Here is a 23,701-nt window from a genome sequence, read left to right as displayed (position 1 = left end):
AAACAATATGTCCAAGAAGTCACCCACTTCTTTAGACAAAACTTTATGCCCCATCCGTCCTTCCAACTAAGTACAGCGAATCAGGCTCCTGTCAATGTGTGGAGCAGAGCCACAATAGAAAATCGGATGGATTCAATCGTTCCGGTTTCTCTGAGGAAAGTGGAAGGGAAAGGGACTACTAAGGGTATAGATAATGGTACTAGACAGGTATCTGGTGATATCATTAAGGATGGTAGTCATTTGGTTAAAGGTGGTAAATTAAAACCCAATGTTAAATATCAAGCAGGTGAATATAATTATCAATATAAGACAGATGGTTTAGGGAGACTTACTGATTTTAATGCGGATGACTTAAAACTAACAAAACGTAATAATAGATTGTCTCATAAGTCCAATACACCTGGAAAAGAACCTGGAGACCACGCAGGACATCTAGCAGCTGATAGATTTGGAGGTTCTCCAGATTTGGATAATCTTGTGTCTCAATCAAGTAGTGTTAACTTGAGTAAATACAAAAAGTTAGAAAACCAATGGGCTAAAGCAATAGAAGAAGGAAGAGACGTTTCAGTTAATGTTAAGGTTAATTACGAAGGAAATAGTTTAAGACCTAGCAGCTTTGATATAGAATATGAAATAGATGGTCGTATGAGGTTCACAAGTTTAGAGAACTAGGGGGGATTATGTGAAGTTATTTGAGGACTATTTTTCAGAATTACAAACAGACATGGTGGCTATTTGTTTAGAGTATGTTGATAATAAGGCTGATGAAATTTTTATTTATTGTTCGTATGAACCAAAAATGTATGTTTTTGATTTTTTCTATAAAATTAATGGAAAAGTTGTTCATAAACATCAACTAAACGAAGCTTCAAAAGAATTGGATAGTCAACAAAATCGAGTTTATGATGTTTCCAAAGAAAGGCAGAAGGCTGCACTAAGAATAGGTAATCAAAATTTAAAGCTTATTCATAAAAAATGTGAAGAGTTCAATAAGGATATGCCAACAGAAATGAAATTACATTATAATGTAAAGAAAAATAGCTTAAAAGGAAAATATAGATATGATTTAGTTTATTCTATTGATGACGAACTATTACCAGATGATATCTTTGATTTATGGTTCGAAGAAGTGAAGGAAAATAATTTGTAAAACTAGACCTTGATTGGCTTAAGTGCCTTTCAAGGTTTCTTTTTTGAGGGGCTACCTAGTGCCGAATGAACCGCTAGTTATAAATAGAAAATAGATACTCTTTGTATGCCGGATAGGTTGTTTTAACAAATTCTTTAGTACGTACAACACCTTTAAAAAGGGTACCCTATCTAGTGAATTTCCTTTGTTGTGAAATAACCTAAAATCATCAGATACCACCATACTTAACCTCAAATACTTACCCTTTGCTTTCTCCCTGCCTTTTAAATTTTTCGCAACTTTTACGTACAAAAGAACGATTACTTTATCGAGAGGACTACTCCACCTCGATTAATTCCTGAATGTCGATGTCTAACACTTTGCATACTGTTTCTAATGTTGATAGATATACCCTATCTACGTTGTCTGAACAAAGGTGACTGATAGTATTAGGCCGCAGCCCTGTCATACGTGCTAATTCACGTTGTGAAAGGTCACGTTCTTTTAGGATTTCCTTTAGCTTGATTGTATCGCTAAAGCAGCATACAATGAATTTATATTAAATATAGCGGTTAAGCGTTACGTTAATCAAGATTAGCGTAACGGAGGGGTAAAATATCATGAAAGTTATCGGTTATATTCGAGTATCTACACAAGGTCAAGCAAGGGATGGTTACAGCCTTGCTTACCAGGAAGAGGAAATCAAGGCATATTGTCAGGCTCAAGGGTACACGCTTTTACGCTTGTTTAAGGACGAGGGTATCAGTGGTGCTAAAGTAGATGAAGAAGCGTTAGAAGTGGATAGGATGCTTTTAGGAGATGTTGGAGTATCTCTCCCACAATGAGGTGGGATTATGTTGTAACACTTAATACAAGCCGTTTATGGCGGTCAGACATTGTGAAAGTGTTAGTACATCGAGAATTGAAAAAGTATGGAGTGGACATTCGGAGTATTGAACAACCGCAATACAGTATCCATAAGAAAGACCCTAGCGACTTTTTAATCAATGGTTTAATGGAGTTTTTTGGGAAAGCTATCCTTCGCCATCTCATTTGGAGGGGAAAACGGTAGATGAATTACGGACATTTCTATTAGAAGCGAGTAGCAATGTATGTTCAACTAGAAAAGCAGAGCAGATACTATCACTTGTTCAATCTGATGGAGAAGTAAAGCGAGACTATCAGACATCAAGAGATTTTATCATCCAAAGCATGGTCAGAGATATTCGCTTTAAAAAACAGGAAATCAAGAAGGTGGATAAAGAGTTAAAGGTAACTATTCAGACATTAGGTATGAAACTTGAAACCATGCCAGGAATTGATGTAGTTACTTCATCCGCTTTAATTGCAGAGATTGGTGACATTCATCGGTTCGCAAACTCTGACAAACTCGCAAGATATGCAGGAATTGCCCCTATCAAAATGGGTTCGGGTGGTAAGGAAACGATGAAGAAAACCAAGCAAGGTAACCGAAAGTTATATGACATCTTCTACAATCTAGCTGTGCAACAAGTACAAGTCTGTAAAGGAAGTAAAATACCTCGTAACCCTGTGTTTTATGCTTACTATAACCAAAAGCTGAATGGAGGAAAATCTAAGTCACCAGCCCAGCTTTGCATTATGAGAAGATTAGTCAGAATAATCTATGGTATGATGAAAAATAAAATGGCTTATATCATGCCTGAAACGAAAGTAAGTTAATTAATTTGGGTGGTGGTTGAATAAACTGCCATCCTTTCATAAAGTACATTTTTAGATATTCCTAAGGGTACGGGTAAAGACATTACAAAAGTTAAATACGGGGACCAATATACTAGGATTGGTCGTAAAAAAGTATTAAAAGCGAATGTTGAGTATACAAGTAAAGAAGGATACAATTATAAAACAGATAGTCATGGTCGGATAAATAATGCTGAAGGAACTCTCACATTAGGAGATGGCAAAAGAAATAACTATGCTCAAAAAGTAGTAGGAAGAGAATACCGAAAACCTGATGATGAAGGTGGCCATTTAATTGCAAGTATTTTCAAAGGTTCAGGAGATCTTGATAATCTTGTTCCAATGAATGGAAATTTAAATAAAGGCGAATGGAAAAAACTTGAGAATACATGGACAGATGCACTTAAACATGGTGATGAAGTAAAGGTTAGGATAACCCCAAACTATAAGGCTAATTCACAACGTCCGGAAAGTTTTAATATTAAGTATAAAATTGGTGAGGATGAATGGGAAATTAGACGATTTGATAATGTATCGGGAGGGAGAAAGTTAGATGAATGAAGAACAATTAGATAGATTATATCAACAGATAGCTGAGGTTGTTGTAGAAACTATTCCAGAAGAATGGTCTAAGGTTTATTTATACGGTGAGGTTGTTGAAGGATCTCAGACTGCTTACTTTTATTATTATCCGGAAGGTAGTAATAAACCAATATACAGTCATGAAATAACTGAACTATTTACAGTTAGTGAACTTGAATACACAGAAAAATGGCATCAATTAGTTGATTTTATTCAAGAACTTTGGAGAGCATTTAAAGATAATGATCAAGAGCCTTGGACAAATTTCACTATGGTTTTTGATAAGATAGGAAAGTTTAATATTGATTTTAATTATGATGTTCTTTCTAAGATAGACTCTCATGAAAGGAAAACTATTTGGAAGTATGAGCATCTTGGCATTATACCTAAAAGTAATTCTGGGAAACGGCATTTAGAAAAATATCTCTCCACACTGGAATAATTTCTAAATCAGGTTAAGGATGAAAAGAACGAGGAATAGGTGAGATGACATTTAAAACTTCGAAGTACTGTTATAGGGAACAAGGCAAATACTTACGAAATTAAATAGGTTTTTGGTTTCAAATAGAATTAGTATTAGATTAATTTATATAGCTAACTATAAAGCACTTGACTGCATTTTATGCACAACAAGTGTTTTTTTGTAAGCAATTTATACTTTGGACGACATCAAAACTGCTTATATGAAATTCATACCTCATGAAGGCAGTACCATCATGGAGTCTTGATTGAATAATAGGATTTTGTGAGAAGAATAATAACTAGCCAAGAAGACATTTTACATGGCGAGGATAAGTTATACATGGAATAGCTAACAAACTAACGATAATGACAAAGCTCGTGACGATAACTAATGGGTAACGTAAAGAGGTGCTGTTTTATTGTATAAGAAAAATAACTTATGGTTGTATTTTTACAAGTGACGGTCGTATAATATTCGCTATTCGTTAAAAAACGTTACGAAAATTACAACTTTCCTAAAAGGAGGGTCAAAGTTGAATGTTGTAGGGTATACGAGTTTCAACACAAGAGCAAGCCAAAGATGGATATAGCTTGAAATTGCCCTTAAATTAACGAAGGGAAGAAACAAGAAGCCAAGGAAGGTATTACCCCTATTTCCAGAAACAGTGATGAGAGTCGATTGGAACGATATTTGGGGAATCTCACCCAAATTATATGGGGAGTAAGCTATAGACTTAGCCGCGTCATTCGGGAAACGTATCGGTTCTCCAGCCTTCTATTTAGTCTGTTATAAAACGATCCCGCAATAGTCCTTGAATCGATGGCGCAGTCTATAACAGACACCGCCGAAAAAGAAGGGATCATGTATGTATCGGGAAGTGCAGCCACTTCCTTCCTCCCATATGTCGGCCAAGCAAAATACCTTAAGCTGTTAAAAGGAGAAAAAAGTAAAAATAAAGCCAACGGAATCCGTTCAGCCATTTCACAAAAAACAACAGAATCGCTCCAACGAATCGATGGAAGCAAGAAAGAGAACAGCCTATGGCCTAATGGCATAAAAAATAGTGGCAAACAATATGTCCAAGAAGTCACCCACTTCTTTAGACAAAACTTTATGCCCAATCCGTCCTTCCAACTAAGTACAGCGAATCAGGCTCCTGTCAATGTGTGGAGCAGAGCCACGATAGAAAATCGGATGGATTCCATCGTTCCAGCCTCTTTGAGGAAAGTGGAAGGGAAGGGGACTACTAAGGGTACGGTTAAAGATAAGGGAGTTAGTGAAACTACTTTAAGAAATATTGATGATTTTATAAATGGTAACAAGAAATTTGATGAAGTCATTGAAGACTATGCAAAAGTATATAAAGAACATGTTGATTTAAACAAACCTTGGTCTTGGGATGATACTATTCCGGGTGGAGATTGCTTGTCTTCTGCTCAAAAAAGAAAGATAAAAGAAATGGCTATAGAAAAAGGACATATTCCTGAAATAAAGGTTACAAAAGCAGATGGTATGAGGTATGGATTTGCCGACTTTGCAAGTGCAGGTGTTGTAGAAGAGACTGTTCAGCTACCAGAGAGATTTTGGAAGTTATCGGATAAAGAACAGTTTAAGTGGTTAGACGAACAAATTGGTGGTACAAGAAAAGGGATGACGTGGCATCATACGGAGGTTCCTGGTAAAATGGAGCTAGTCCCCTTTGGCATTCATAATATTACACCTCATAATGGTGGAAGGACAAAAGGTATGTGGGCCGACGCTCCAAGATAATAATATTGAGGAGGTATAGTAATGGAATTTAAGGATGGTTCAATAATTTATCCCTTGCCGGACGATACTTTGCTTTCTGAAAAGGAAGGTAAGTGGAGAATAAATTTACCAGAGACGTATAAAGAATTTATAAAAAAATATAATGGTGGTACTCCTATAAAGGATAGTTTTAAGTGTAATAGCCATATTTATGCGATTGATAGGTTTTTATGTATTTTAAAAGTAACCGGTGAAAGAGATGATGAGTATTACGATATAGGAGTAGTTAGAACACAACTAGACGAAAGAATTGTTTTTGATGAAAATTTAGTAGGTACTGAACTGCTACCAATAGCTGTTTTATTTGCAGGTGACTTTGTTTGCTTAGACTATCGTAACAATGTTGAAGAGCCTATTGTATGCGTTTGGAATCATGAAGAGTCTTCAGATTTAAATCCTATAACATATATTGTAAGTAATAGCTTTGAAGAATTTTTAAATATGTTAACAGAATAGATACTTGTTGGTAGTATCTAAACCTTGATATAATGCCCGTAAGTTAGTAACACTTATTTAATTTACTTTAAGCACTTGATTGTCTAATAGGCAACAGGTGCTTTTTGTTTTTTGTGAGAAATTTATGCTTTGGTCTACATGAAAAATGCTAATGAAAATTCATAATTCATGATGGTTATACCATCAAGGCATTTGTTTAATACTGTGTTTGTGAAAATAATAAGATAAATAGGTGAGACTACATTTTTACATGCAAAGAGGATTTATTATACTACAAAACCACAAACTAAAAACAACAACGACAAAGCTCGTAGTGCTAAAAGATACAGATACATAAATCTAGTAAAAAGAAAGTGAGAATTTTTGAGTGAGACAAAAAGAAAATGATTTACATGAAAATCGAAAGCTCATGATGTTTGTACTATCAAGGAGTATCGTTTTAATACTTGGCGGGACTGAATAAGAAAGAGAAATGGGCGAAATGACATTTTACATAGCAGGGGTAGTTATGATATGGAATGGTTGACAAGCTAACGAGTGACAAAGCTCGTGGCGATAAAAGGTAGGTTACGTAAGAAGGTTACTAGTTTAGCAACAGGGCAGACAAAAATTGGGTTGTATTTTTAAAAGAGACGGTCGTATAATACTCGCTATTCGCTAAAAAGCGTTACGAAAATTAAAATTTATGTAACGGGAGGGTGAGAAGTTGAACGTTGTTGGGTATATACGTGTCTCGACACAAGGGCAAGCAAAAGATGGATACAGCTTGAAATATCAAGAAGATGAAAATTAAGCGTTTTGTAAAGAACAAGGCCTGAACTTGATTATATTTTTAGAGAGGAAGGAATTAGCGGCGCCAAATTGAATGACGAAGCATTTGAAATAGACAGGGTGGGCTTACAGGAAATGTTGGCTCACCTTTCGTCTGTCCAAGTTGATTATGTGGTAGTACTGAACACAAGACGATTATGGAGGTCGGATAATAGTGAAGGTACTCATACAACGAGAGCTGAAGAAATATGACTGTGACATTAAAAGCCTTAAATTAACGAAGGGAAGAAACAAGAAGGCAAAGGAAGGTATTCCCCTCTATTTCCAGAAACAGCATGATGAGAGTCGATCGGAACGATATTTGGGGAAATCTCACCCAAATTGAATGGGGAGTAACCTATAGACTTAGCCGTGCCATTCAGGAAACATATCGGTCCCCCAGCCTTCTATTTAGTCTGTTTGACGATACAGATCTGGAAGAAAAAGAGCGAAGCAGATATAATAAACAACAGCTGGAAAGCATTCGAAATGACATGGAATCTGTTCAATCCAAGCTAAAAAATAAAATGGAAGAGCTGTGGGATCTCTATGAGTCAAAAGTAAAAAAGTATGAAAACACAGATGATGAATATGCAAACAAGGCCTCTCAGGTCAAGGATCGCTATACAACTTTCTCTGAAAAGGTAAGCGATGTGATTTCTGTAACAGCAGAGGGAGCTTGGGATTTTGTAAAAGGGCTCGCCGTAGCGATTTATGAGATAGCCAAAGGCCTTATTACGCTTGTGATCGATGCTGGAATCGTGGCCGCATCAGGAATCATTCCAGATTCTATAGAGCCGGATTTTCTAAAAAAAGCTTCTACGAAAAGGATAGAGAGTGCTACAGAAACGCTCGATGCGATTATACACGATCCCGCAATCATCCTTGAATCGATGGCGCAGTCTATAACAGACACCGCCGAAAAAGAAGGGATCATGTATATATCGGGAAGTGCAGCCACTTCCTTCCTCCCATATGTCGGCCAAGCAAAATACCTTAAGCTGTTAAAAGGAGAAAAAAGTATCAATAAAGCTAACGGAATCCGTTCAGCCGTCTCACGAAAAACAACAGAATCGCTCCAACGGATCGATGGAAGCAAGAAAGAGAACAGCCTATGGCCTAATGGCATAAAAAATAGTGGAAAACAATATGTCCAAGAAGTCACCCACTTCTTTAGACAAAACTTCATGCCCAATCCGTCCTTCCAACTAAGCACAGCGAATCAGGCTCCTGTCAATGTGTGGAGCAGAGCCACAATAGAAAATCGGATGGATTCAATCGTTCCGGCTTCTTTGAGGAAAGTGGAAGGGAAGGGGACTACTAAGGGTATAGATAATGTCCACCGTTCTGAAATTGATGAAGTAATTAAAAATGATTATGATATAAATGGAAACTTTATTAATAGATCCATTGTTCCAAAAGGTTATGAGAGTGTTGAAGACTTTTTGAAAGTAGTAGATGATACAACTATTAAGGAATATGGTTATGATAGTATTGATGAATTTAAAGCCGTAGTGGGGCATGTGGATGATTATTTAAATGCTTCACCAAAGAATAATATAGTAAATAAAGGATTAGCAGGAGGAAAACATGTGAAAGGTGTAAATTATGATGTACTAGGTTTTCCTATTTTTAAGGGTGATGATGTTAAATTTACATTGAAACTTCAAGAAAATCTATTTAGAGCAACAGATGATAAGCAGTTTAAAATTTGCACCGGCATTCTAAAGGAGGCAATCGAAAAGGGAGAGGTCTCAAAGGATTTATTTACTCCAAAGCAATTAGCTCAAATAAATGCTGGGAAACTGAGAATTCAGGGATTAACTTGGCGTCATCATCAGGTTCCAGGAAAGATACAATTAGTTATTTCTAAAATTCATGATGTAAACCATTTAGGTGGTAATAAATTATGGGGAGATGGTATTAGATGAGTAAAATAGAATGGCAATTTGCTGATGAACCAGTAAGTGAAGAATATGTAAAAAAAACTGGGAATGAATTAGGTTTTGAATTTCCAGAAGATTATATAATTTGTGTTGCTATAAATAACGGTGCAAATGTAGAACCTGATCTATTTAATATAGGAAACAGAGAGAAAGTATTTGGTACTTTATTGTCATATGATAAGAGTAATGATGAGTATATTGTAGATGTTTATATTAGTTATAGAGATACATTGCCTAATGGATTAGTTCCATTTGCATTTGACCCCGCGGGGAATTTAATATGTTTTGATTATAAAGAACACAAGGATAATCCAATTGTAGTTTTTTGGGAACATGAAAATGCTTGGGAAATAGAAATGTTAATAAAAGAAGAGGGTTTAACTGAAGAACAGGCTGAAGAGCGTGCAAGAGAAAATGTATTTTACGTTGCAGCAACATTTTCGGAATTTCTTGATAAGCTACATGACTAAGAATTTAATAAAATAAACATTAAAATCAAAAGCTCATGAAGGTTGTACCATTATGGGGTTGTATAACAATATTTTGCTATGAAAATAAGTACGATAATTAGGCGAGATGACATTTTAAACATACGATGTATTGTTACAGGGAACAACCAAAAACTTACGAAATTAAATAGGCTCGTTGGTTTAAAGATAGAAATAGTAATTAATTACTTTATATAGCTAACAATAAAGCACTTGATTGCCTTTTAGGCAATGGACATCACCCACTTCTTTAGACAAAACTTTATGCCCAATCCGTCCTTCCAATTAAGTACAGCGAATCAGGCTCCTGTCAATGTGTGGAGCAGAGCTACAATAGAAAATCGGATGGATTCAATCGTTCCAGCCTCTTTGAGGAAAGTGGAAGGGAAGGGGACTACTAAGGGTACGGATAATAAAACAAATAAAATTCCAGATGGTGTTATTAGAGACGGAAGTCATATGAGTACGGATGGTGCTTTGAAACCGAATGTTAAGTATAAAGCAGGAGAATATGAGTATTTATATGAGACTGACAATATGGGGAGACTTAAAGAGTTTAATGCAGATGATTTAAAATTAACAGAAAGAGATAGTAGATTACCACATAAATCAAACACGCCTGGAAAAGAAACGGGTGACCAGGCTGGACATTTAGCTGGTGATAGGTTTGGGGGCTCTCCAGATTTAGATAATCTTGTATCTCAATCAAGTAATGTGAATTTGAGTAAATACAAGAAGTTAGAAAATCAATGGGCTACAGCCATAAAAGAAGGGAAGAAGGTTTCCGTTAATGTTAAAGTCAATTATGACGGAACTGGATTAAGGCCGACAAGCTTTGAAATAAAATATAATATAGATGGTGTTATTAAGAAAGTAAAATTAAAAAATTAGGGGTGATAGACTTGAGTAAAGTATTTGAAGATTATTTTTCTGAATTACAAGCAGATATGGTAGCAATTTGTTTAGAATACGTTGAAAATAAAGCAGAGGATATTTACATTTACTGTTCATATGAGCCAGAAATGTATGTTTTTGACGTATTTTTTAAAATAAATAGTCAATTTGTTTTTAAGCATAACTTAAATGATGCAGTAAATAGCACAAGCACGAAAGGTAAGAAAACATTGATTTATGATACCTCTGAACAAAGGCAAGAAGCTGTTTTAGATATTGGACTTGAAAATTTAGAAAAAATTCATGAAAAATGTAAAGAATATGGAAAAGAAATGCCTACAGAGATAAAGTTACATTATAATGTGAAGCAGAATAGTTTAAAAGGAAAATATAGATATGATTTAGTTTATTCAAATGACGAAGAGCTTTTACCAGATGATATTTTCAATTTTTGGTTCGAAGAGGTAAAAAGTGGAAATTGCTGAAGTGGAAATGTCTTAATTAGTATAAGAGTTCAGAAGTATTCAGGATTATGTTTTAGAATTAACTACAAGCACTTGTTTGTCTTATTAGGCAACAGGTGTTTTTGTTTTTGTGTTAGAAATTGTTAACTTTGGGCAACATTGGACTATGCTTTGTGAAATTCATAGCTCATGAAGGTAGTACCATCATGGAGTATTGATTTAATATTTTGATTTTTAAGAAGTACGATAAACAGGCGAGATGACATTTTAAGTGGCAGGAAGACTTATGATGCTGCAAAACCCACAAACTAATGAAAATGACAAAGCTCGTATTGCTAAAGGTGGTAACGAATCAGATACATAAAGCTAGTGAATAAAAAGAAAGTGAGGATTTTTTGGAGAGACAAAAAGAAAATGATTTAATTGAAAATCGAAAGCTCATGATGGTTGTACCATCAAGGAGTATCGTTTTAATACTTTACGGGAAATGAATAGGAAAGAGAAATAGGCGAGATGACATTTTACATGGCAGGAATAGTTATGATATGGAATGGTTGACAAACTAACGAGATTGACAAAGCTCGTGGCGATAAAAGGTAGGTTACGTAAGAAGGTTACTAGTTTAGCAATAGGGCAGACAAAAATTGGGTTGTATTTTTACAAGAGACGGTCGTATAATACTCGCTATTCGTTTAAAAAGCGTTATATAAATTGTAATTTCCGTAACGGGAGGGTGGAAAGTTGAACGTTGTTGGGGATATACGGGTTTCAACGTATGAGCAAGCGAAAGAGGGATATAGCCTGAGATATCCAGAAGATGAAATAAAAGCATATTGTGAAGAACAGAGTTTTAAGTTGATACATATTTTTAGAGATGAAGGAATTAGTGGCGCAAAACTAAATGAAGAAGCATTAGAAATAGACAGGGTGGGATTACAGGAAATGTTGGCTCACCTTTCGTCTGTCCAAGTTGATTTTGTGGTGGTGCTGAACACAAGCCGATTATGACGGTCAGACATTGTAAAGGTGTCGATACAACGAGAGCTAAAGAAGTATGGCTGTTACATTAAGAGCATTGAACAACCATCTTACAGTATCCATAAGAAAGACCCCAACGATTTTTTGGTCAATGGCATAATGGAGTTATTAGACCAATATCAACAGCTTGAAATTGCCCTTAAATTAACGAAGGGAAGAAACAAGAAGGCAAGGAAGGTACTACCCCTATTTCCAGAAACAGTGATGAGAGTCGATTGGAACGATATTTGGGGAATCTCACCCAAATTATATGGGGAGTAAGCTATAGACTTAGCCGCGTCATTCGGGAAACGTATCGGTTCCCCAGCCTTCTATTTAGTCTGTTATAAAACGATCCCGCAATCGTCCTTGAATCGATGGCGCAGTCTATAACAGACACCGCCGAAAAAGAAGGGATCATGTATGTATCGGGAAGTGCAGCCACTTCCCTCCTCCCATATGTCGGCCAAGCAAAATACCTTAAGCTGTTAAAAGTGGAAAAAAGTAAAAATAAAGCCAACGGAATCCGTTCAGCCATTTCACAAAAAACAACAGAATCGCTCCAACGGATCGATGGAAGCAAGAAAGAGAACAGCCTATGGCCTAATGGCATAAAAAATAGTGGAAAACAATATGTCCAAGAAGTCACCCACTTCTTTAGACAAAACTTTATGCCCCATCCGTCCTTCCAACTAAGTACAGCGAATCAGGCTCCTGTCAATGTGTGGAGCAGAGCCACGATAGAAAATCGGATGGATTCCATCGTTCCGGCTTCTTTGAGGAAAGTGGAAGGGAAGGGGACTACTAAGGGTACGGGTAATGCTTCTAACAAGGTAAACTTTGGTGAGCAATATACTAAGGTTAATGGAAAGAAAGCATTGAAACCAAATATAGAATATAAAACTAAAGAAGGTTACCATTATAAAACGGATAGTGAAGGAAGAATATCAAATGTAGAAGCGACGTTACAACTCGGAAAAGCAGACCGTAATAATTATGCACAAAGGACAGTTGGTAGAGAAGATAGATTACCTAATGATGATGGGGGTCATTTGATAGCTAGCATTTTCAAAGGTTCAGGGGAAATTGACAACTTAGTACCAATGAATGCTACACTTAATAGGAAAGAATACAAAGCCTTAGAAACTTCTTGGAAAAAGGCTTTAGAATCAGGGAAAACAGTTGAAGTTAAAATTGAACCTATTTATAAAGGTAATTCTTCTCGTCCTTCAAAATTTGAAGTTGAATATAAAATTAATGGCAAGAAGTATGAAGTTAATTTAAGCAATTATAATGGAGGTAGTTAAATTTGGAAACAAAACAGATGGAAGCCATCTACCAAAAGGTAGCGAATATTTTAGTTGAGATGATACCAGAAGAATGGGAAAAGATTTTATTATATGCTGAGGTAAGAGAGGGGTTTTCTCAAGTATTTTTTTATTACTATCCAGTAAATCAGGAACAACCAGTATATAGCTTGGATATTGTAGATATGTTTAACATTGATAAACCTCTGCATAGAAAATTAAAACAAGAACTGTATGATTGTTTTGAAGAACTTTGGAATGAATTTATGGTTCAGGACCAGGAACTATGGACAAGTTTAACATATATTTTGGATAACATGGGGAGAATGAAACTTAATTATGGGTATGATGACGTTTCAGAAATTAGTCCAGACGAGAAACAGGATAAATGGGAGGCTGAATACTTAAAGTAATAACAGTAGGTGATTTACTTTAACTTTTTTACTAACTGAGCACTTGATCGTCTTTTAGGCATCAAGTGCTTTTTGTATGAAGAGTATTCCTAGGGAAACACTAAAAATATTTGTATGGAAATTCATAACTCATGATGGTTGTACCATCAAGGCATTATGTTTTAACACTTGAATAGAATGAAAAGTACGATAAACAGGCGAGATGACATTTTACATGGCAGGGGTAGTTATGACAGGGAATGGCAAGAAACTAATGAGAATGACAAAGCTCGTGGCGATAAAGGTAGGTTACGTAAGAAGGTAACTAGTTTAGCGTCAGGGCAGACAAAAATTGGGTTGTATTTTTACAAGAGACGGTCGTATAATACTCGCTATTCGTTAAATTCGTTACGAAAATTACAATTTATGTAACGGGAGGGTGAAAAGTTGAACGTTGCTGGGTATATACGAGTCTCCACTCAAGGGCAAGCAAGAGATGGATATAGTTTGAAATATCAAGAAGATGAAATTAAAGGGTATTGTAAAGAACAAGGCTGGAACTTGATCCATATTTTTAGAGAGGAAGGAATTAGTGGTGCAAAACTGAATGAAGAAGCATTAGAAATTGACAGGGTGGGCCTACAGGAAATGTTGGCTCACCTTTCGTCTGTCCAAATTGATTATGTGGTGGTGCTGAACACAAGCCGATTATGGAGGTCGGATATTGTGAAGGTACTGATACAACGAGAGTTGAAGAAATATAGCTGTGACATTAAAAGCATTGAACAACCTAAGTTCAGTATCCATAAGAAAGACCCCAATGACTTTTTGGTAAATGGCTTAATGGAGTTATTAGACCAATACCAACGACTTGAAATTGCCCTCAAACTAACGAAAGGAAGAAATAAAAAGGCGAAGGAAGGTGGTTATGCAGGAGGAAGGGCAACATTTGGTTATACAAAACAAAAGGGTGAAAAGGAATTAAAGATACATAACGGTCATGCAGAAGCAGTAAAACGGTTGTTTGAGCTTAAACAGCTACATAGGAAATGGTCACTGTCTAGGTTGGCAGAAGCATTGAATGAAGAAGGGTATCAAACAACCCAAGGGAAAACATTTACGAAAGTACAAGTAAAAAGAATTTTAGACAGAGAGAGTTTTTATCAAGGGATATATACATATGGACAAATACAAGCAAATGGGAAACATGAAGCAATAATTTAATAGGTTACTTAAAAAAGGGACTCATTTTCTTATAAATTACTATGTAACGATGAAAATGGATAGGCCTTCGTACCAATGCGCACCAGAAGGTGAACGCTCGAACTAAGGTTGCCGGCATTTTCATTTAATTGAATAGGAGATGGGAAAATGCACGAAAAACAGAAACACTTGTATGTCGGAGTAGACTTGCATAAACAACACCATGTGGCAGTGATTATTAATTGTTGGCAGGAGAAGCTTGATGAAATAAAGGTTGAAAATAAACCGTCTGCCTTCTCAACTTTTTTATTGGACATTGATAAACTTATAGATGATGGATTAACGCCTGTATTTGGCTTAGAAGATGTTGGAGGCTATGGACGATCGTTAGCACAGTTTTTAACGGACCATGGACAAGTTGTAAAAGAAGTAAACCCAGCACTTTCCTACGCTGAACGAAAAAGCCATGTGACCGTACAAAAAAGTGATAGCTGGGATGCGGAATGTGTGGCACTCATTTTGTTGAATAAACTGAACGATTTGCCTGACGCGAAACCGCATGATTTATATTGGTCGATACAACAATTGGTTACAAGAAGAAATGCTTTGGTGAAAGTACAAGGTGCTTTAAAGAACCAACTGCATATTCAATTGAGTCACCATTACCCTAGCTATAAGAAGTTTTTCTCCCAAGTGGATGGTAAAACAGCTTTAGCATTTTGGGAACGATACCCATCACCGTCTTGTATAGAAGGTGTGAGTATAAAACAATTGACCACCTTCTTATTAGAAGTGAGCCATAATACTTGTTCGGTGAAAAAAGCGAATGAAGTATGGAAGCTATTGAAAGAAGATGGACACACAACGAAAGAACACCAAGAAACACGAGATTTTCTAGTGAGAAGCATTGTACGTGACATCTCATTTAAAAAGCAGGAAATGAGTTATGTGGAAGGCGAATTAAAACAGTTAATGAGTTTACTAGATTTTCAACTAGACTCCATGCCAGGCATTGACCTCGTAACAGCTTCAGCATTAATTGCAGATATAGGTGATGTAAGACGTTTTCCTAATGCCAACAAATTAGCACGATTTGCGGGGATTGCGCCTGTTTACTTTGGGTCTGGTGGGAAAGGCAAGGAACAAAAAAGCAAACAGGGAAATCGGGCGCTACACGCTTTATTTTACAACCTCGCAGTCCAGCAAGTGCAAGTAGCAAAAGGAAGCAAACTACCAAGGAACCCTGTGTTTCATGCTTACTACCAACGAAAGCTTAAAGAAGGCAAAACAAAGGGACAAGCATTGGTTTGCATTATGAGAAGGCTTGTGAACATTGTTTATGGCATGATGAAACATAAAACAGCCTACGAATTGCCGATAGAGCAAGAAAAGAAGTAGTTTAATAGGATGGTAAATGGCTGACTTTTTTATTTTTAGCTTTTAAGATTACAATATAGGGTATAGATAATGCTTCTGTAACCAACAAAAGTAATTTATATAGGGGTGATAGTTTACTTCACTCTCGAACTAGACCAAATGGAATTGGTAAACCTCATATATCGAGTTCAGGTGATTTAGTTCCAGCCAGTAAGGATGGTTTATATAAAGGGCGACAAGTGACTGTTACAGATATACTTGGGGGTTATAGAAAAGGAGCTAAATCTAATAGCCCTTATACTAGTTTTACAAATAACAAAAATGTGATTGGAAATTATGGAGAAAATGCAATTGAACTAGATATATCAGCCTTAAGGAAAGATATACAGTCTGGAAAGGTAAAAGATGTTGTTATACTTTCTCCAAAACAAATTCAAAAGTTAATTGAAAGAGATGTTATTTCTTCTGATTTTTGGAAGAATAGAGCAATTAACTGGACTAAAAGGGATAATGAGTATTTGATTAAAGGGGAAGTTCCTAGCCAATATATTAAGGTTTCGCCTAAGGAGTGAGAATTTTGAAACTATACTTTCTAAACGAGTTTTTAGGAGATATACGCAATATTAATGTTGATGGTATGTGGATTAATGCTGAGATTACTCCTTCAAAAAATATAGACAAATTCAATGATTTTTTTGCAGCGATTGTTGATGAGGAAAATGATTTTGAAGAAACCAATTATAACGAAGAATGGTTAGATGATAGCAATTGGTATATTATTGATGATGAAAATAGGAGAAAGGGTATATACATACCTGCAGTTTATCCTGATAGGGAAATTAACTGGAGGTGGAGATGATTTATAGATAGATAGCATTGATTATATTTATAGATTATAAAAAACCTTGAGTGGCAATACGCCTTTTAGGTTTTCTTTTTTGGTGGGCTACCTAGTGCCGAGTGAACTACTAATTATTTACAGAATAGAGATAATGCTTTTAAGCTCTATATGATGTTTTAACAAATTCTTTAGTATGTAACACCTTTATAACCTATGCCATATCTACTCTTTATTTTGTTAAGCAAATAATCATAATATCATCAGATACTACCATTTCTATTCTTCAAAGCCAAACCTTTGTTTTCTCCCTGCCTTTTAAATTTTTTCGCAACTTTTACGTACAAAAGAACGATTACTTTAACGAGAGGACTACTCCACCTCGATTAACTCCTGAATGTCGATGTCTAACACTTTGCAAACCGTTTCTAATGTTGATAGATACACTCTGTCCACATTGTCTGAACAAAGATGGCTGATTGTATTTGGTCGCAAACCTGTCATTCGTGCCAATTCACGCTGTGAAAGGTCTCGTTCTTTAAGGATTTCCTTTAGCTTGATTGTAATAGGCATGGTACTTCCCTTCCTCTTATTCATGTTACCTTTTACGATACATTACAAACTTATATCGGTAAAGGGGTTGATTGTATCGCTAAAGCCGCATACAATGAATTTATATTAATTATAGCGGCTAAGCGTTACGTTAATTGAGATTAGCGTAACGGAGGGGTAAACTACCATGAAAGTTATCGGATATATTCGAGTATCTACACAAGGACAAGCAAGAGATGGATACAGTCTTGCTTACCAAGAAGATGAAATCAAGACTTACTGTCAGACTCATGGATACACGCTTTTACGCTTGTTTAGGGACGAAGGTATCAGTGGGGCTAAAGTAGCGAAGAAGCGTTAGAAGTGGACAGATTAGGCTTTCAGGAGATGTTGGAGTATCTTACCCATCAAAAGGTGGATTATGTTGTCACACTGAATACAAGCCGTTTATGGCGGTCAGACATTGTGAAAGTGTTAGTTCATCGGGAATTGAAAAAGTATGGAGTAGACATTCGGAGCATTGAACAACCGCAATACAGTATCCATAAGAAAGACCCTAGCGATTTTTTAATCAATGGTTTAATAGAGTTATTAGACCAATATCAACGATTAGAAATCTCTTTAAAGCTAGGGAGAGGGCGGAATAAGAAAGCCCAACAGGGTGGCTATTCAGGTGGAAATGTCGCATTAGGCTACAAAGTGGAAAAAGGTAAGAAAATCCTTGTCATAGATGATAGACAAGCGAAAACCGTTCAAAGAGTGTTTGACCTAAAGGAACAGTATCCTTTATGGACATTAACACAACTGGCAGAACGATTGAATGAAGAAGGACATCGAACGAAACAAGGAAAGTTGTTTACGAAAGTCCAAGTAAAGCGAATATTGGATAGAAGGAATTTCTATTCAGGTAAGTATCAATATGGTGACATTATCGCTAATGGAAAACATCAAGCGATTTTATAAGAGATAAGAAATAGAGGATGGATTGGCTTTTGTACCCTTGCGAGTCTCTAAGAGACTAACGCTCGAACTAAGGTTGCCGACATTCTCTTTTTCTTTCTCACGTACATAATCCAAGATAGGAGTGAGGTCTTTTGAAAAGAGATGAATTTATTTATGTAGGTGTCGATTTGCATAAATTCCAACATACAGCGGTGATTGTGAATTGTTGGGGGGAGAAGCTAAATGAAATCACATTTTTGAACAAACCTTCCTTATTCCCTGACTTTATACGTTTTGTAGAAGAACAAGCAGAAAAAGGTATCACTCCTGTATATGGATTAGAGGATGTCAATGGCTATGGTCGTTCTCTAGCAGTTTATTTGTTAGAAAGAGGATATATTGTAAAATCAGTTAACCCTTCTTTGTCTTATGCAGAAAGAAAAAGTCATGCCATGACAAAAAAGAGTGATAGCTGGGATGCCGAGTGTATTGCAGAAATTCTAGCAAGAAAAATTACACAACTTCCTGATGCAGCCCCATCGGATATTTATTGGACAATCTCTACATTAGTTGGTCGGAGAGATACCCTTGTGAAACAATTGGGTTCGCTGAAAAATCAATTACATTTACAGCTTTCCCACCACTATCCAAGCTATCGTCAATTCTTTTCACAGGTGGAGGGAAAAACAGCTTTAGCTTTTTGGGAAAAGTATCCTTCACCCCACCATCTGGAGGGGGTAACAATGGATGAACTTCGATTGTTCTTACTTAATGCTAGTAACAACAGTTTATCTACTAAAAAATCAAAGACTATTCTTTCCCTTGTAAAATTTGATGGTGAGACGAAACGTGACTATCAATCGCAAAGAGACTTTATTATTCAAAGTCTTGTTCGTGACATCCGATTTAAGCAAGAGGAAATCAAGAGGGTGGAGAAGGAACTTAATGGGCTAGTGAAATCTCTAGGGATGCAACTTGCAACGATGACAGGGATTGATACAGTCACCGCTTCCGCTTTAATTTCTGAAATAGGAGACATTCACCGTTTCTCTCATTCTAATAAACTAGCACGTTATGCAGGAATAGCCCCTGTACTATTCGGTTCGGGCGGTAAGGAAACGTATCAGAAAAGCCAACAAGGCAACAGAAATCTTCATCATATCTTTTACAACCTTGCTGTCCAACAAGTTCAAGTAAGTAAGGGGAGTAAGACACCCCGTAATCCTGTGTTTTACGGGTATTATCAGAAGAAGTTATCACAAGGCAAAACAAATAAACAAGCCCTTATATGTATCATGAGAAGGCTTGTGAACATCATTTATGGCATGATGAAGAATAAGACAGCATATATCATGCCTGAACAAGTAGAGAAGAAAGCTAGTTGATGGATAAAGGTGGCGGTGTTATTCAACTGTCACCTTATCTCATGTATAATTTAAGATAGAACTAAGGGTACGGGTGATGTTACTCCTAAAAAGAAATCTGTACTAGATTTGCTTAAAGAGCGTTGGGAAGCAGGGAATAATTTTAATAAGGAAAATCGTCCTCGTTTCCCTTATAATGATGAGGTAGAGTTGGAAGCAAAAGAAGTAGGGGGCAAAAAGTAAGTAGTTGACTCAAATGTACCCAACAAGGAAATAGTATCGAGAAAATTTACTCAACTTAGTGAAGTGCAAGGAAAAAACAGCTAAGAGTTACTTAAATGAAATCACAAAAAAACATTCTTGGGGTTCTAAAATAACAAATGGGACTTTTAATTCTAACGCTTTCAAAGAAGGGCGACTTAAAGTGAATTAATATTAGAAATACCTGTACAAAATAAACTAATTCAGCAAACAATTCTTGATGAGGCAACAAAAAGCAGGATTATTATTAGGGATATTAAGGGGAAGGTGTATAATTGACTATGAAAATTTATTATTGTGACGAATGGTCGGACATCAAAAAGAAGCCTTGGAACATACTTGATGTCCGTACTGCATACACATACCATCAAAAACAAGAACCATATACGGCGGTATTATTAGAGGATGAGAAACCTAAGTATATTGTAAATGTTACAAATGAATGGGTTTCGTTGGGGTTTTATGATGACCTGATTCGTAAATATTTAAATTATGATTTTGAAGTTATGAGTGATGGTAAGATTTTTTTAAGAACAGCCGTGTATTGGGAATATGATGATGAAACTGACATGGAAGTAAGCACCTTGATTTTGGGCTTCCGAGAAGATGGCTTTATAGCAATGGAAAAGAGAGATTTAAAGACCGGTTCAGTCGAGGAGCGCGAAACTAGCGATATCCTTGAAAGAAACTGGGATGTATTTCCTGAATTTGGTCATTACAATTATTTGTGTAAAGAGGAAAGATAACGTGTTTAGAGTACTCTAATACCTAAATTAGTTATACGAAAGGGGTTTACGTGTACATAAAGCAAGTGAATTAAAATACAATTAAGACATTAGAGTTGGACAAAAAGAGCAATGATATGTTTGAAAAATAGAGACTCCATGAAGGTACTGCACATCATGGAGTTTTATTTTATATAGGATTGATAAAAAAATACGAAAATTGGATGATTTGACATTTACATAGTGTGGGGGACTTCTGATACTGCAAAACACGCAAACTAAAGACAATGACAAAGCTCGTGGCAATAAACAATAGGGTAACGTGAAAGTGTGTTCTGTTATTAATTTAGCTTAGCTTATTAATTATAAGTTGTATTATTACTAGAAGCGGTCGTATAGTACTTGCTATTCATTTAAAAAGCGTTACGAAAATTAACATTTATGTAATGAGAGGTTAAAATACGCTAAGATAAAATCGAAGTAACATCAGAAATGGGTGAAAACATAAAAATAACTAGTAGGCTTAATTTAATGATTAAAAATGGAGAATAATGATTAGTGGGAGGTTAATTATGGAAAATGCTAACTTTAGTAGTTTAACAGAAGATGGTAAAGTAATATTTTTCCTTGGACTCTCAGAAAAAGTTTTGTCGGTATTTTCTCGCAAAGAAGATCAAATGTTAGCCCAAGAAGTTATATATAAATGTTGGGAATGGCTAAAAGGGAAAGAAAATATAGGGGTTATTCTTTATGAATTGTTAGATAATGAGGAAAATGGTATAACAATAATTCAAGAGATGTCAGATAATGAAACAGACTTCATAGCTTGGAACTGTGTTATTGATGCAGTTGCTTATACTAGTAGAAAAGCATTTGAAAGAGAAGGTGTCAAATATTATCCAGAACCAATTGCTTTAGTTGATGATACATTAGTAGACCATTTTATGGATCGTTTTGGAAAATGTGTAGAGAATGCAGATAGTTATATTCAAAGAATAATTTTTTTATTGGATAATTATAAGAATGGGAATATTGCGAATGATTGGCGGACAGAAATTTTAAAGAAATTACAACTATACAATTAACTATGACTCTATTATTATATGAACTTTCTTGAAAAGTGCTACAGAAACGGTCGATGCGATTATACACGATCTAGTAATCGTTCTTGAATCGATGGAATCAAGTAAGAGAACATCCTATGGCGTAACAATATAAAAAATAGTGGGAAATAATATGTCAAGAAGTCACCAAAGAATACTTATTTGAATGTAAAGTTGACACATTAAATTAAGGGAGCATTTTAATTGGATTCCTTTGAGAATTTTTTAAAACATCATACTGTTGATGAAAGGATTATCTTAAAATATAAAGATAAACTTCCGGGAGAACTGATAGAAGTATGGTATAAATATGGTTTTGGAACATTATTAAACGGTTTTTTAAAATTAATTAATCCAGATGAGTATTTGGATATTTTAGAAAGATGTTATAGAAGGTACGAGCAAGCAATTCCAATTTTTACGACCTCGATGGGTGATATTATCGTGTGGGAAAAAGATAAATATGTTAATTTGTTGAACTTTAGGAAAGGACTCGTACACATTGTTTCATCTGGCTTTAACTTCTTTTTTGATGATTTAAAGGATAATGACTTTATAAATGATGAATTAATGTGGGAACCATACCCTAAAGCTTATAGTAAGTATGGTAGACCTGATTATGAAGAATGTTTTGGATACACTCCTTTACTAGGTCTAGGTGGATCTGAAAAAGTAGAAAATCTAAAAAAGGTAAAAATAAGAGAACATATTCTTATTATTACAGAATTTATGGGACCGATTGAATAGAACCAATCTCAAGATAAGCACTTGATCGCATTTAAGGTATCAAGTGCTTATTTGTATGTAATATGCTTAGTTAAGCAAATGAATAATACTGCTTGAAATAGAGACCCCATGATGGCAATACCATTATGGAGTACGGTTGTAATACTAACTAAAGATACGGGCTCCTTTTGATTAGTGTAAAGCATTTAAACTAAAATGAATAATAATGCATGTGCGCTAAACAATGGATAACCTAAAAAGGTCACATAATGTACAATTTCTGCAGCGGTAGGGTGAAGAGGTTGAACGTTGTTGGGTATATACTTGTTTCAACGTAAGTCGCTCCCTTTTGTAACAGTACAACCTCAGTAGACTAACAGTTGGCAGCATTTTTATTAAATAGGAGGAACATGATTAATTAGATTAAGAACAAATCTGGGTGATGGACCTCAAACTGAAGTTTCTACTTTTAATGAGGCATTATTGGCGATGTCTGATGCGAAGCTGGAAGAATTTGTGGTATATTAATCCTTGCAAGGAAGCTCAATAATTTCATGCCAAAAGGGTACAAAAAGCAAAAGATAAGATATCCACACTATGCATACATCATAGCCTGATCTTAATATATACTAGAGGTGCTTAATTATGGAAAATGATAGTAAATATACAAAGGATTTTGTCTTGAAAAACGGTGTAAACTTTGATGATTTATGGTTTACTTCATATAGTGACGAGATTCTTGATAACCCTGAAGATGAAGGTGGAAAGCCATTTACCGGATTAGCATTCGAACTGTACGAAAATGGGAATCTAATTTATTTTTGTTTCTATAAAGATGGATTAGCTCATGGTTTAAATCGCGAATTTTATGAAAGTGGAAAAATAAAATGTGAAGAGTACTTTAAATATGGACTAGTTAATGGAAAAAGTATTTGTTGGCATGAAAATGGAAATGTTAAATCGACAAGTGAAGTCGAGTTATCGATTGAATTGAACTATAAAGAATGGGACGCCAATGGAAAACTTATAATGGAAAAGGAATTAGAACAAGATAAAGAAAATGCGCAATATGCTATTTTATTAACAAGAAGAGAAATAAATCGTAACATAGGTAGGTAAGAAATCATTGAATAA

The 23,701-nt window shown here is 35.5% G+C and carries 25 protein-coding genes and 4 pseudogenes; 27 read left to right on the top strand and 2 right to left on the bottom strand.

Annotation, left to right across the window (positions count from 1 at the left end):
- Positions 1–672 (top strand): DNA/RNA non-specific endonuclease (locus NiCM35_RS05735; protein WP_433778889.1); only part of this gene is annotated, 672 nt, incomplete at its 5' end.
- 10 nt (positions 673–682) lie between these two features.
- Positions 683–1,150 carry a DUF600 domain-containing protein gene (locus tag NiCM35_RS05730; RefSeq protein WP_433778887.1) on the top strand — a complete coding sequence of 156 codons (468 nt, stop codon included), beginning with the start codon at positions 683–685 and terminating at the stop codon, positions 1,148–1,150.
- Between the two features lie 316 nt (positions 1,151–1,466).
- Here the strand turns inward: NiCM35_RS05730 and NiCM35_RS05725 are convergent, their stop codons facing one another.
- Positions 1,467–1,655 carry a helix-turn-helix domain-containing protein gene (locus NiCM35_RS05725; RefSeq protein ID WP_433778898.1) on the bottom strand — a complete coding sequence of 63 codons (189 nt, stop codon included), beginning with the start codon at positions 1,653–1,655 and terminating at the stop codon, positions 1,467–1,469.
- Between the two features lie 94 nt (positions 1,656–1,749).
- Between NiCM35_RS05725 and NiCM35_RS05720 the strand changes: the two genes are divergently transcribed.
- The 19 genes and pseudogenes from NiCM35_RS05720 (at position 1,750) to NiCM35_RS05630 (ending at position 16,915) form a co-directional block, all read left to right on the top strand.
- Positions 1,750–1,974, top strand: coding sequence for a recombinase family protein (locus NiCM35_RS05720; protein WP_268877105.1), 225 nt, complete (start codon positions 1,750–1,752; stop codon positions 1,972–1,974).
- The gene (locus NiCM35_RS05715) at positions 1,971–2,201 is read left to right on the top strand and encodes a recombinase family protein (RefSeq protein WP_433778885.1); all 231 of its coding nucleotides are present in this window, start codon (positions 1,971–1,973) and stop codon (positions 2,199–2,201) included. The genes NiCM35_RS05720 and NiCM35_RS05715 overlap by 4 nt, the downstream gene beginning before the upstream one ends.
- Positions 2,153–2,830, top strand: a pseudogene (locus tag NiCM35_RS05710) (transposase); the annotation flags it as partial. The gene NiCM35_RS05715 and the pseudogene NiCM35_RS05710, both read left to right, overlap by 49 nt.
- Before the next feature lie 57 nt (positions 2,831–2,887).
- The gene (locus tag NiCM35_RS05705; protein ID WP_433778896.1) at positions 2,888–3,409 is read left to right on the top strand and encodes a DNA/RNA non-specific endonuclease; all 522 of its coding nucleotides are present in this window, start codon (positions 2,888–2,890) and stop codon (positions 3,407–3,409) included.
- Positions 3,402–3,872 (top strand): antitoxin YezG family protein, encoded by a 471-nt coding sequence (locus NiCM35_RS05700; protein WP_433778884.1) that lies wholly within the window; start codon positions 3,402–3,404, stop codon positions 3,870–3,872. The genes NiCM35_RS05705 and NiCM35_RS05700 overlap by 8 nt, the downstream gene beginning before the upstream one ends.
- Positions 3,873–4,712: 840 nt before the next feature.
- A complete protein-coding gene (locus NiCM35_RS05695) occupies positions 4,713–5,663 on the top strand; it encodes an HNH endonuclease signature motif containing protein (RefSeq protein ID WP_433778882.1) in 951 nt (316 codons plus the stop codon).
- 21 nt (positions 5,664–5,684) lie between these two features.
- Positions 5,685–6,158 (top strand): SMI1/KNR4 family protein, encoded by a 474-nt coding sequence (locus NiCM35_RS05690; protein WP_061796301.1) that lies wholly within the window; start codon positions 5,685–5,687, stop codon positions 6,156–6,158.
- Between the two features lie 706 nt (positions 6,159–6,864).
- Positions 6,865–7,239 (top strand): annotated as a pseudogene (locus tag NiCM35_RS05685) (recombinase family protein); the annotation flags it as partial.
- Positions 7,240–7,264: 25 nt separating this feature from the next.
- Positions 7,265–8,899 (top strand): HNH endonuclease, encoded by a 1,635-nt coding sequence (locus tag NiCM35_RS05680; RefSeq protein ID WP_433778880.1) that lies wholly within the window; start codon positions 7,265–7,267, stop codon positions 8,897–8,899.
- Entirely contained in the window at positions 8,896–9,384 is a 489-nt protein-coding gene (locus NiCM35_RS05675; RefSeq protein WP_123259340.1) for an SMI1/KNR4 family protein, read from the top strand. The genes NiCM35_RS05680 and NiCM35_RS05675 overlap by 4 nt, the downstream gene beginning before the upstream one ends.
- 282 nt (positions 9,385–9,666) lie before the next feature.
- The gene (locus NiCM35_RS05670; RefSeq protein WP_433778878.1) at positions 9,667–10,293 is read left to right on the top strand and encodes a DNA/RNA non-specific endonuclease; all 627 of its coding nucleotides are present in this window, start codon (positions 9,667–9,669) and stop codon (positions 10,291–10,293) included.
- Between the two features lie 11 nt (positions 10,294–10,304).
- Positions 10,305–10,781, top strand: a complete 477-nt coding sequence (locus NiCM35_RS05665; RefSeq protein ID WP_123259341.1) for a DUF600 domain-containing protein — start codon at positions 10,305–10,307, stop codon at positions 10,779–10,781.
- A 720-nt stretch (positions 10,782–11,501) separates the two neighbouring features.
- Positions 11,502–11,975: pseudogene (locus NiCM35_RS05660) on the top strand (recombinase family protein); the annotation flags it as partial.
- Between the two features lie 179 nt (positions 11,976–12,154).
- Positions 12,155–13,084 (top strand): DNA/RNA non-specific endonuclease, encoded by a 930-nt coding sequence (locus tag NiCM35_RS05655; RefSeq protein ID WP_123259342.1) that lies wholly within the window; start codon positions 12,155–12,157, stop codon positions 13,082–13,084.
- 2 nt (positions 13,085–13,086) lie between these two features.
- A complete protein-coding gene (locus tag NiCM35_RS05650) occupies positions 13,087–13,497 on the top strand; it encodes an immunity protein YezG family protein (protein WP_123259343.1) in 411 nt (136 codons plus the stop codon).
- Between the two features lie 426 nt (positions 13,498–13,923).
- Entirely contained in the window at positions 13,924–14,700 is a 777-nt protein-coding gene (locus NiCM35_RS05645) for a recombinase family protein (RefSeq protein WP_249878404.1), read from the top strand.
- A 147-nt stretch (positions 14,701–14,847) separates the two neighbouring features.
- Positions 14,848–16,077, top strand: a complete 1,230-nt coding sequence (locus NiCM35_RS05640; RefSeq protein WP_123259345.1) for an IS110 family RNA-guided transposase — start codon at positions 14,848–14,850, stop codon at positions 16,075–16,077.
- Positions 16,078–16,295: 218 nt separating this feature from the next.
- Entirely contained in the window at positions 16,296–16,628 is a 333-nt protein-coding gene (locus tag NiCM35_RS05635; RefSeq protein ID WP_249878405.1) for a hypothetical protein, read from the top strand.
- A gap of 5 nt (positions 16,629–16,633) precedes the next feature.
- Positions 16,634–16,915, top strand: coding sequence for a hypothetical protein (locus tag NiCM35_RS05630; RefSeq protein ID WP_047940545.1), 282 nt, complete (start codon positions 16,634–16,636; stop codon positions 16,913–16,915).
- 351 nt (positions 16,916–17,266) lie between these two features.
- Here NiCM35_RS05630 and NiCM35_RS05625 read toward each other — a convergent pair whose 3' ends face one another.
- Positions 17,267–17,467 carry a helix-turn-helix domain-containing protein gene (locus NiCM35_RS05625; protein WP_026906918.1) on the bottom strand — a complete coding sequence of 67 codons (201 nt, stop codon included), beginning with the start codon at positions 17,465–17,467 and terminating at the stop codon, positions 17,267–17,269.
- A gap of 166 nt (positions 17,468–17,633) precedes the next feature.
- On the opposite strand from NiCM35_RS05625, the pseudogene NiCM35_RS05620 reads away from it, so the two are divergent.
- From NiCM35_RS05620 to NiCM35_RS05595, 6 genes and pseudogenes are all read left to right on the top strand, one after another.
- A pseudogene (locus NiCM35_RS05620) lies at positions 17,634–18,409 on the top strand (recombinase family protein).
- A gap of 131 nt (positions 18,410–18,540) precedes the next feature.
- The gene (locus tag NiCM35_RS05615) at positions 18,541–19,773 is read left to right on the top strand and encodes an IS110 family RNA-guided transposase (protein WP_433778874.1); all 1,233 of its coding nucleotides are present in this window, start codon (positions 18,541–18,543) and stop codon (positions 19,771–19,773) included.
- Between the two features lie 521 nt (positions 19,774–20,294).
- Positions 20,295–20,759 carry a hypothetical protein gene (locus NiCM35_RS05610; RefSeq protein ID WP_249879602.1) on the top strand — a complete coding sequence of 155 codons (465 nt, stop codon included), beginning with the start codon at positions 20,295–20,297 and terminating at the stop codon, positions 20,757–20,759.
- Positions 20,760–21,310: 551 nt separating this feature from the next.
- Positions 21,311–21,823, top strand: a complete 513-nt coding sequence (locus NiCM35_RS05605) for an Imm6 family immunity protein (protein WP_249878406.1) — start codon at positions 21,311–21,313, stop codon at positions 21,821–21,823.
- 222 nt (positions 21,824–22,045) lie between these two features.
- Positions 22,046–22,588, top strand: coding sequence for a T6SS immunity protein Tdi1 domain-containing protein (locus NiCM35_RS05600; RefSeq protein ID WP_433778871.1), 543 nt, complete (start codon positions 22,046–22,048; stop codon positions 22,586–22,588).
- Positions 22,589–23,212: 624 nt separating this feature from the next.
- Positions 23,213–23,686 (top strand): toxin-antitoxin system YwqK family antitoxin, encoded by a 474-nt coding sequence (locus NiCM35_RS05595; protein ID WP_095328968.1) that lies wholly within the window; start codon positions 23,213–23,215, stop codon positions 23,684–23,686.
- Positions 23,687–23,701: the final 15 nt, after the last annotated feature.

The organism is Niallia sp. M35 (assembly GCF_050971705.1).
Classification (GTDB): domain Bacteria; phylum Bacillota; class Bacilli; order Bacillales; family Cytobacillaceae; genus Niallia; species Niallia circulans_A.
This window is presented reverse-complemented; position numbering and strand designations above follow the sequence as displayed.

Bases quoted from the DNA above. Each gene is read 5' to 3' on its own strand.
- NiCM35_RS05720 (WP_268877105.1), top strand. From the start codon at position 1,750: ATGAAAGTTATCGGTTATATTCGAGTATCTACACAAGGTCAAGCAAGG.
- NiCM35_RS05715 (WP_433778885.1), top strand. From the start codon at position 1,971: ATGAGGTGGGATTATGTTGTAACACTTAATACAAGCCGTTTATGGCGG.
- NiCM35_RS05700 (WP_433778884.1), top strand. From the start codon at position 3,402: ATGAATGAAGAACAATTAGATAGATTATATCAACAGATAGCTGAGGTT.
- NiCM35_RS05695 (WP_433778882.1), top strand. From the start codon at position 4,713: ATGGCGCAGTCTATAACAGACACCGCCGAAAAAGAAGGGATCATGTAT.
- NiCM35_RS05690 (WP_061796301.1), top strand. From the start codon at position 5,685: ATGGAATTTAAGGATGGTTCAATAATTTATCCCTTGCCGGACGATACT.
- NiCM35_RS05680 (WP_433778880.1), top strand. From the start codon at position 7,265: ATGATGAGAGTCGATCGGAACGATATTTGGGGAAATCTCACCCAAATT.
- NiCM35_RS05675 (WP_123259340.1), top strand. From the start codon at position 8,896: ATGAGTAAAATAGAATGGCAATTTGCTGATGAACCAGTAAGTGAAGAA.
- NiCM35_RS05670 (WP_433778878.1), top strand. From the start codon at position 9,667: ATGCCCAATCCGTCCTTCCAATTAAGTACAGCGAATCAGGCTCCTGTC.
- NiCM35_RS05655 (WP_123259342.1), top strand. From the start codon at position 12,155: ATGGCGCAGTCTATAACAGACACCGCCGAAAAAGAAGGGATCATGTAT.
- NiCM35_RS05640 (WP_123259345.1), top strand. From the start codon at position 14,848: ATGCACGAAAAACAGAAACACTTGTATGTCGGAGTAGACTTGCATAAA.
- NiCM35_RS05625 (WP_026906918.1), bottom strand. From the start codon at position 17,467: ATGCCTATTACAATCAAGCTAAAGGAAATCCTTAAAGAACGAGACCTT.
- NiCM35_RS05610 (WP_249879602.1), top strand. From the start codon at position 20,295: ATGAAAATTTATTATTGTGACGAATGGTCGGACATCAAAAAGAAGCCT.
- NiCM35_RS05605 (WP_249878406.1), top strand. From the start codon at position 21,311: ATGGAAAATGCTAACTTTAGTAGTTTAACAGAAGATGGTAAAGTAATA.
- NiCM35_RS05595 (WP_095328968.1), top strand. From the start codon at position 23,213: ATGGAAAATGATAGTAAATATACAAAGGATTTTGTCTTGAAAAACGGT.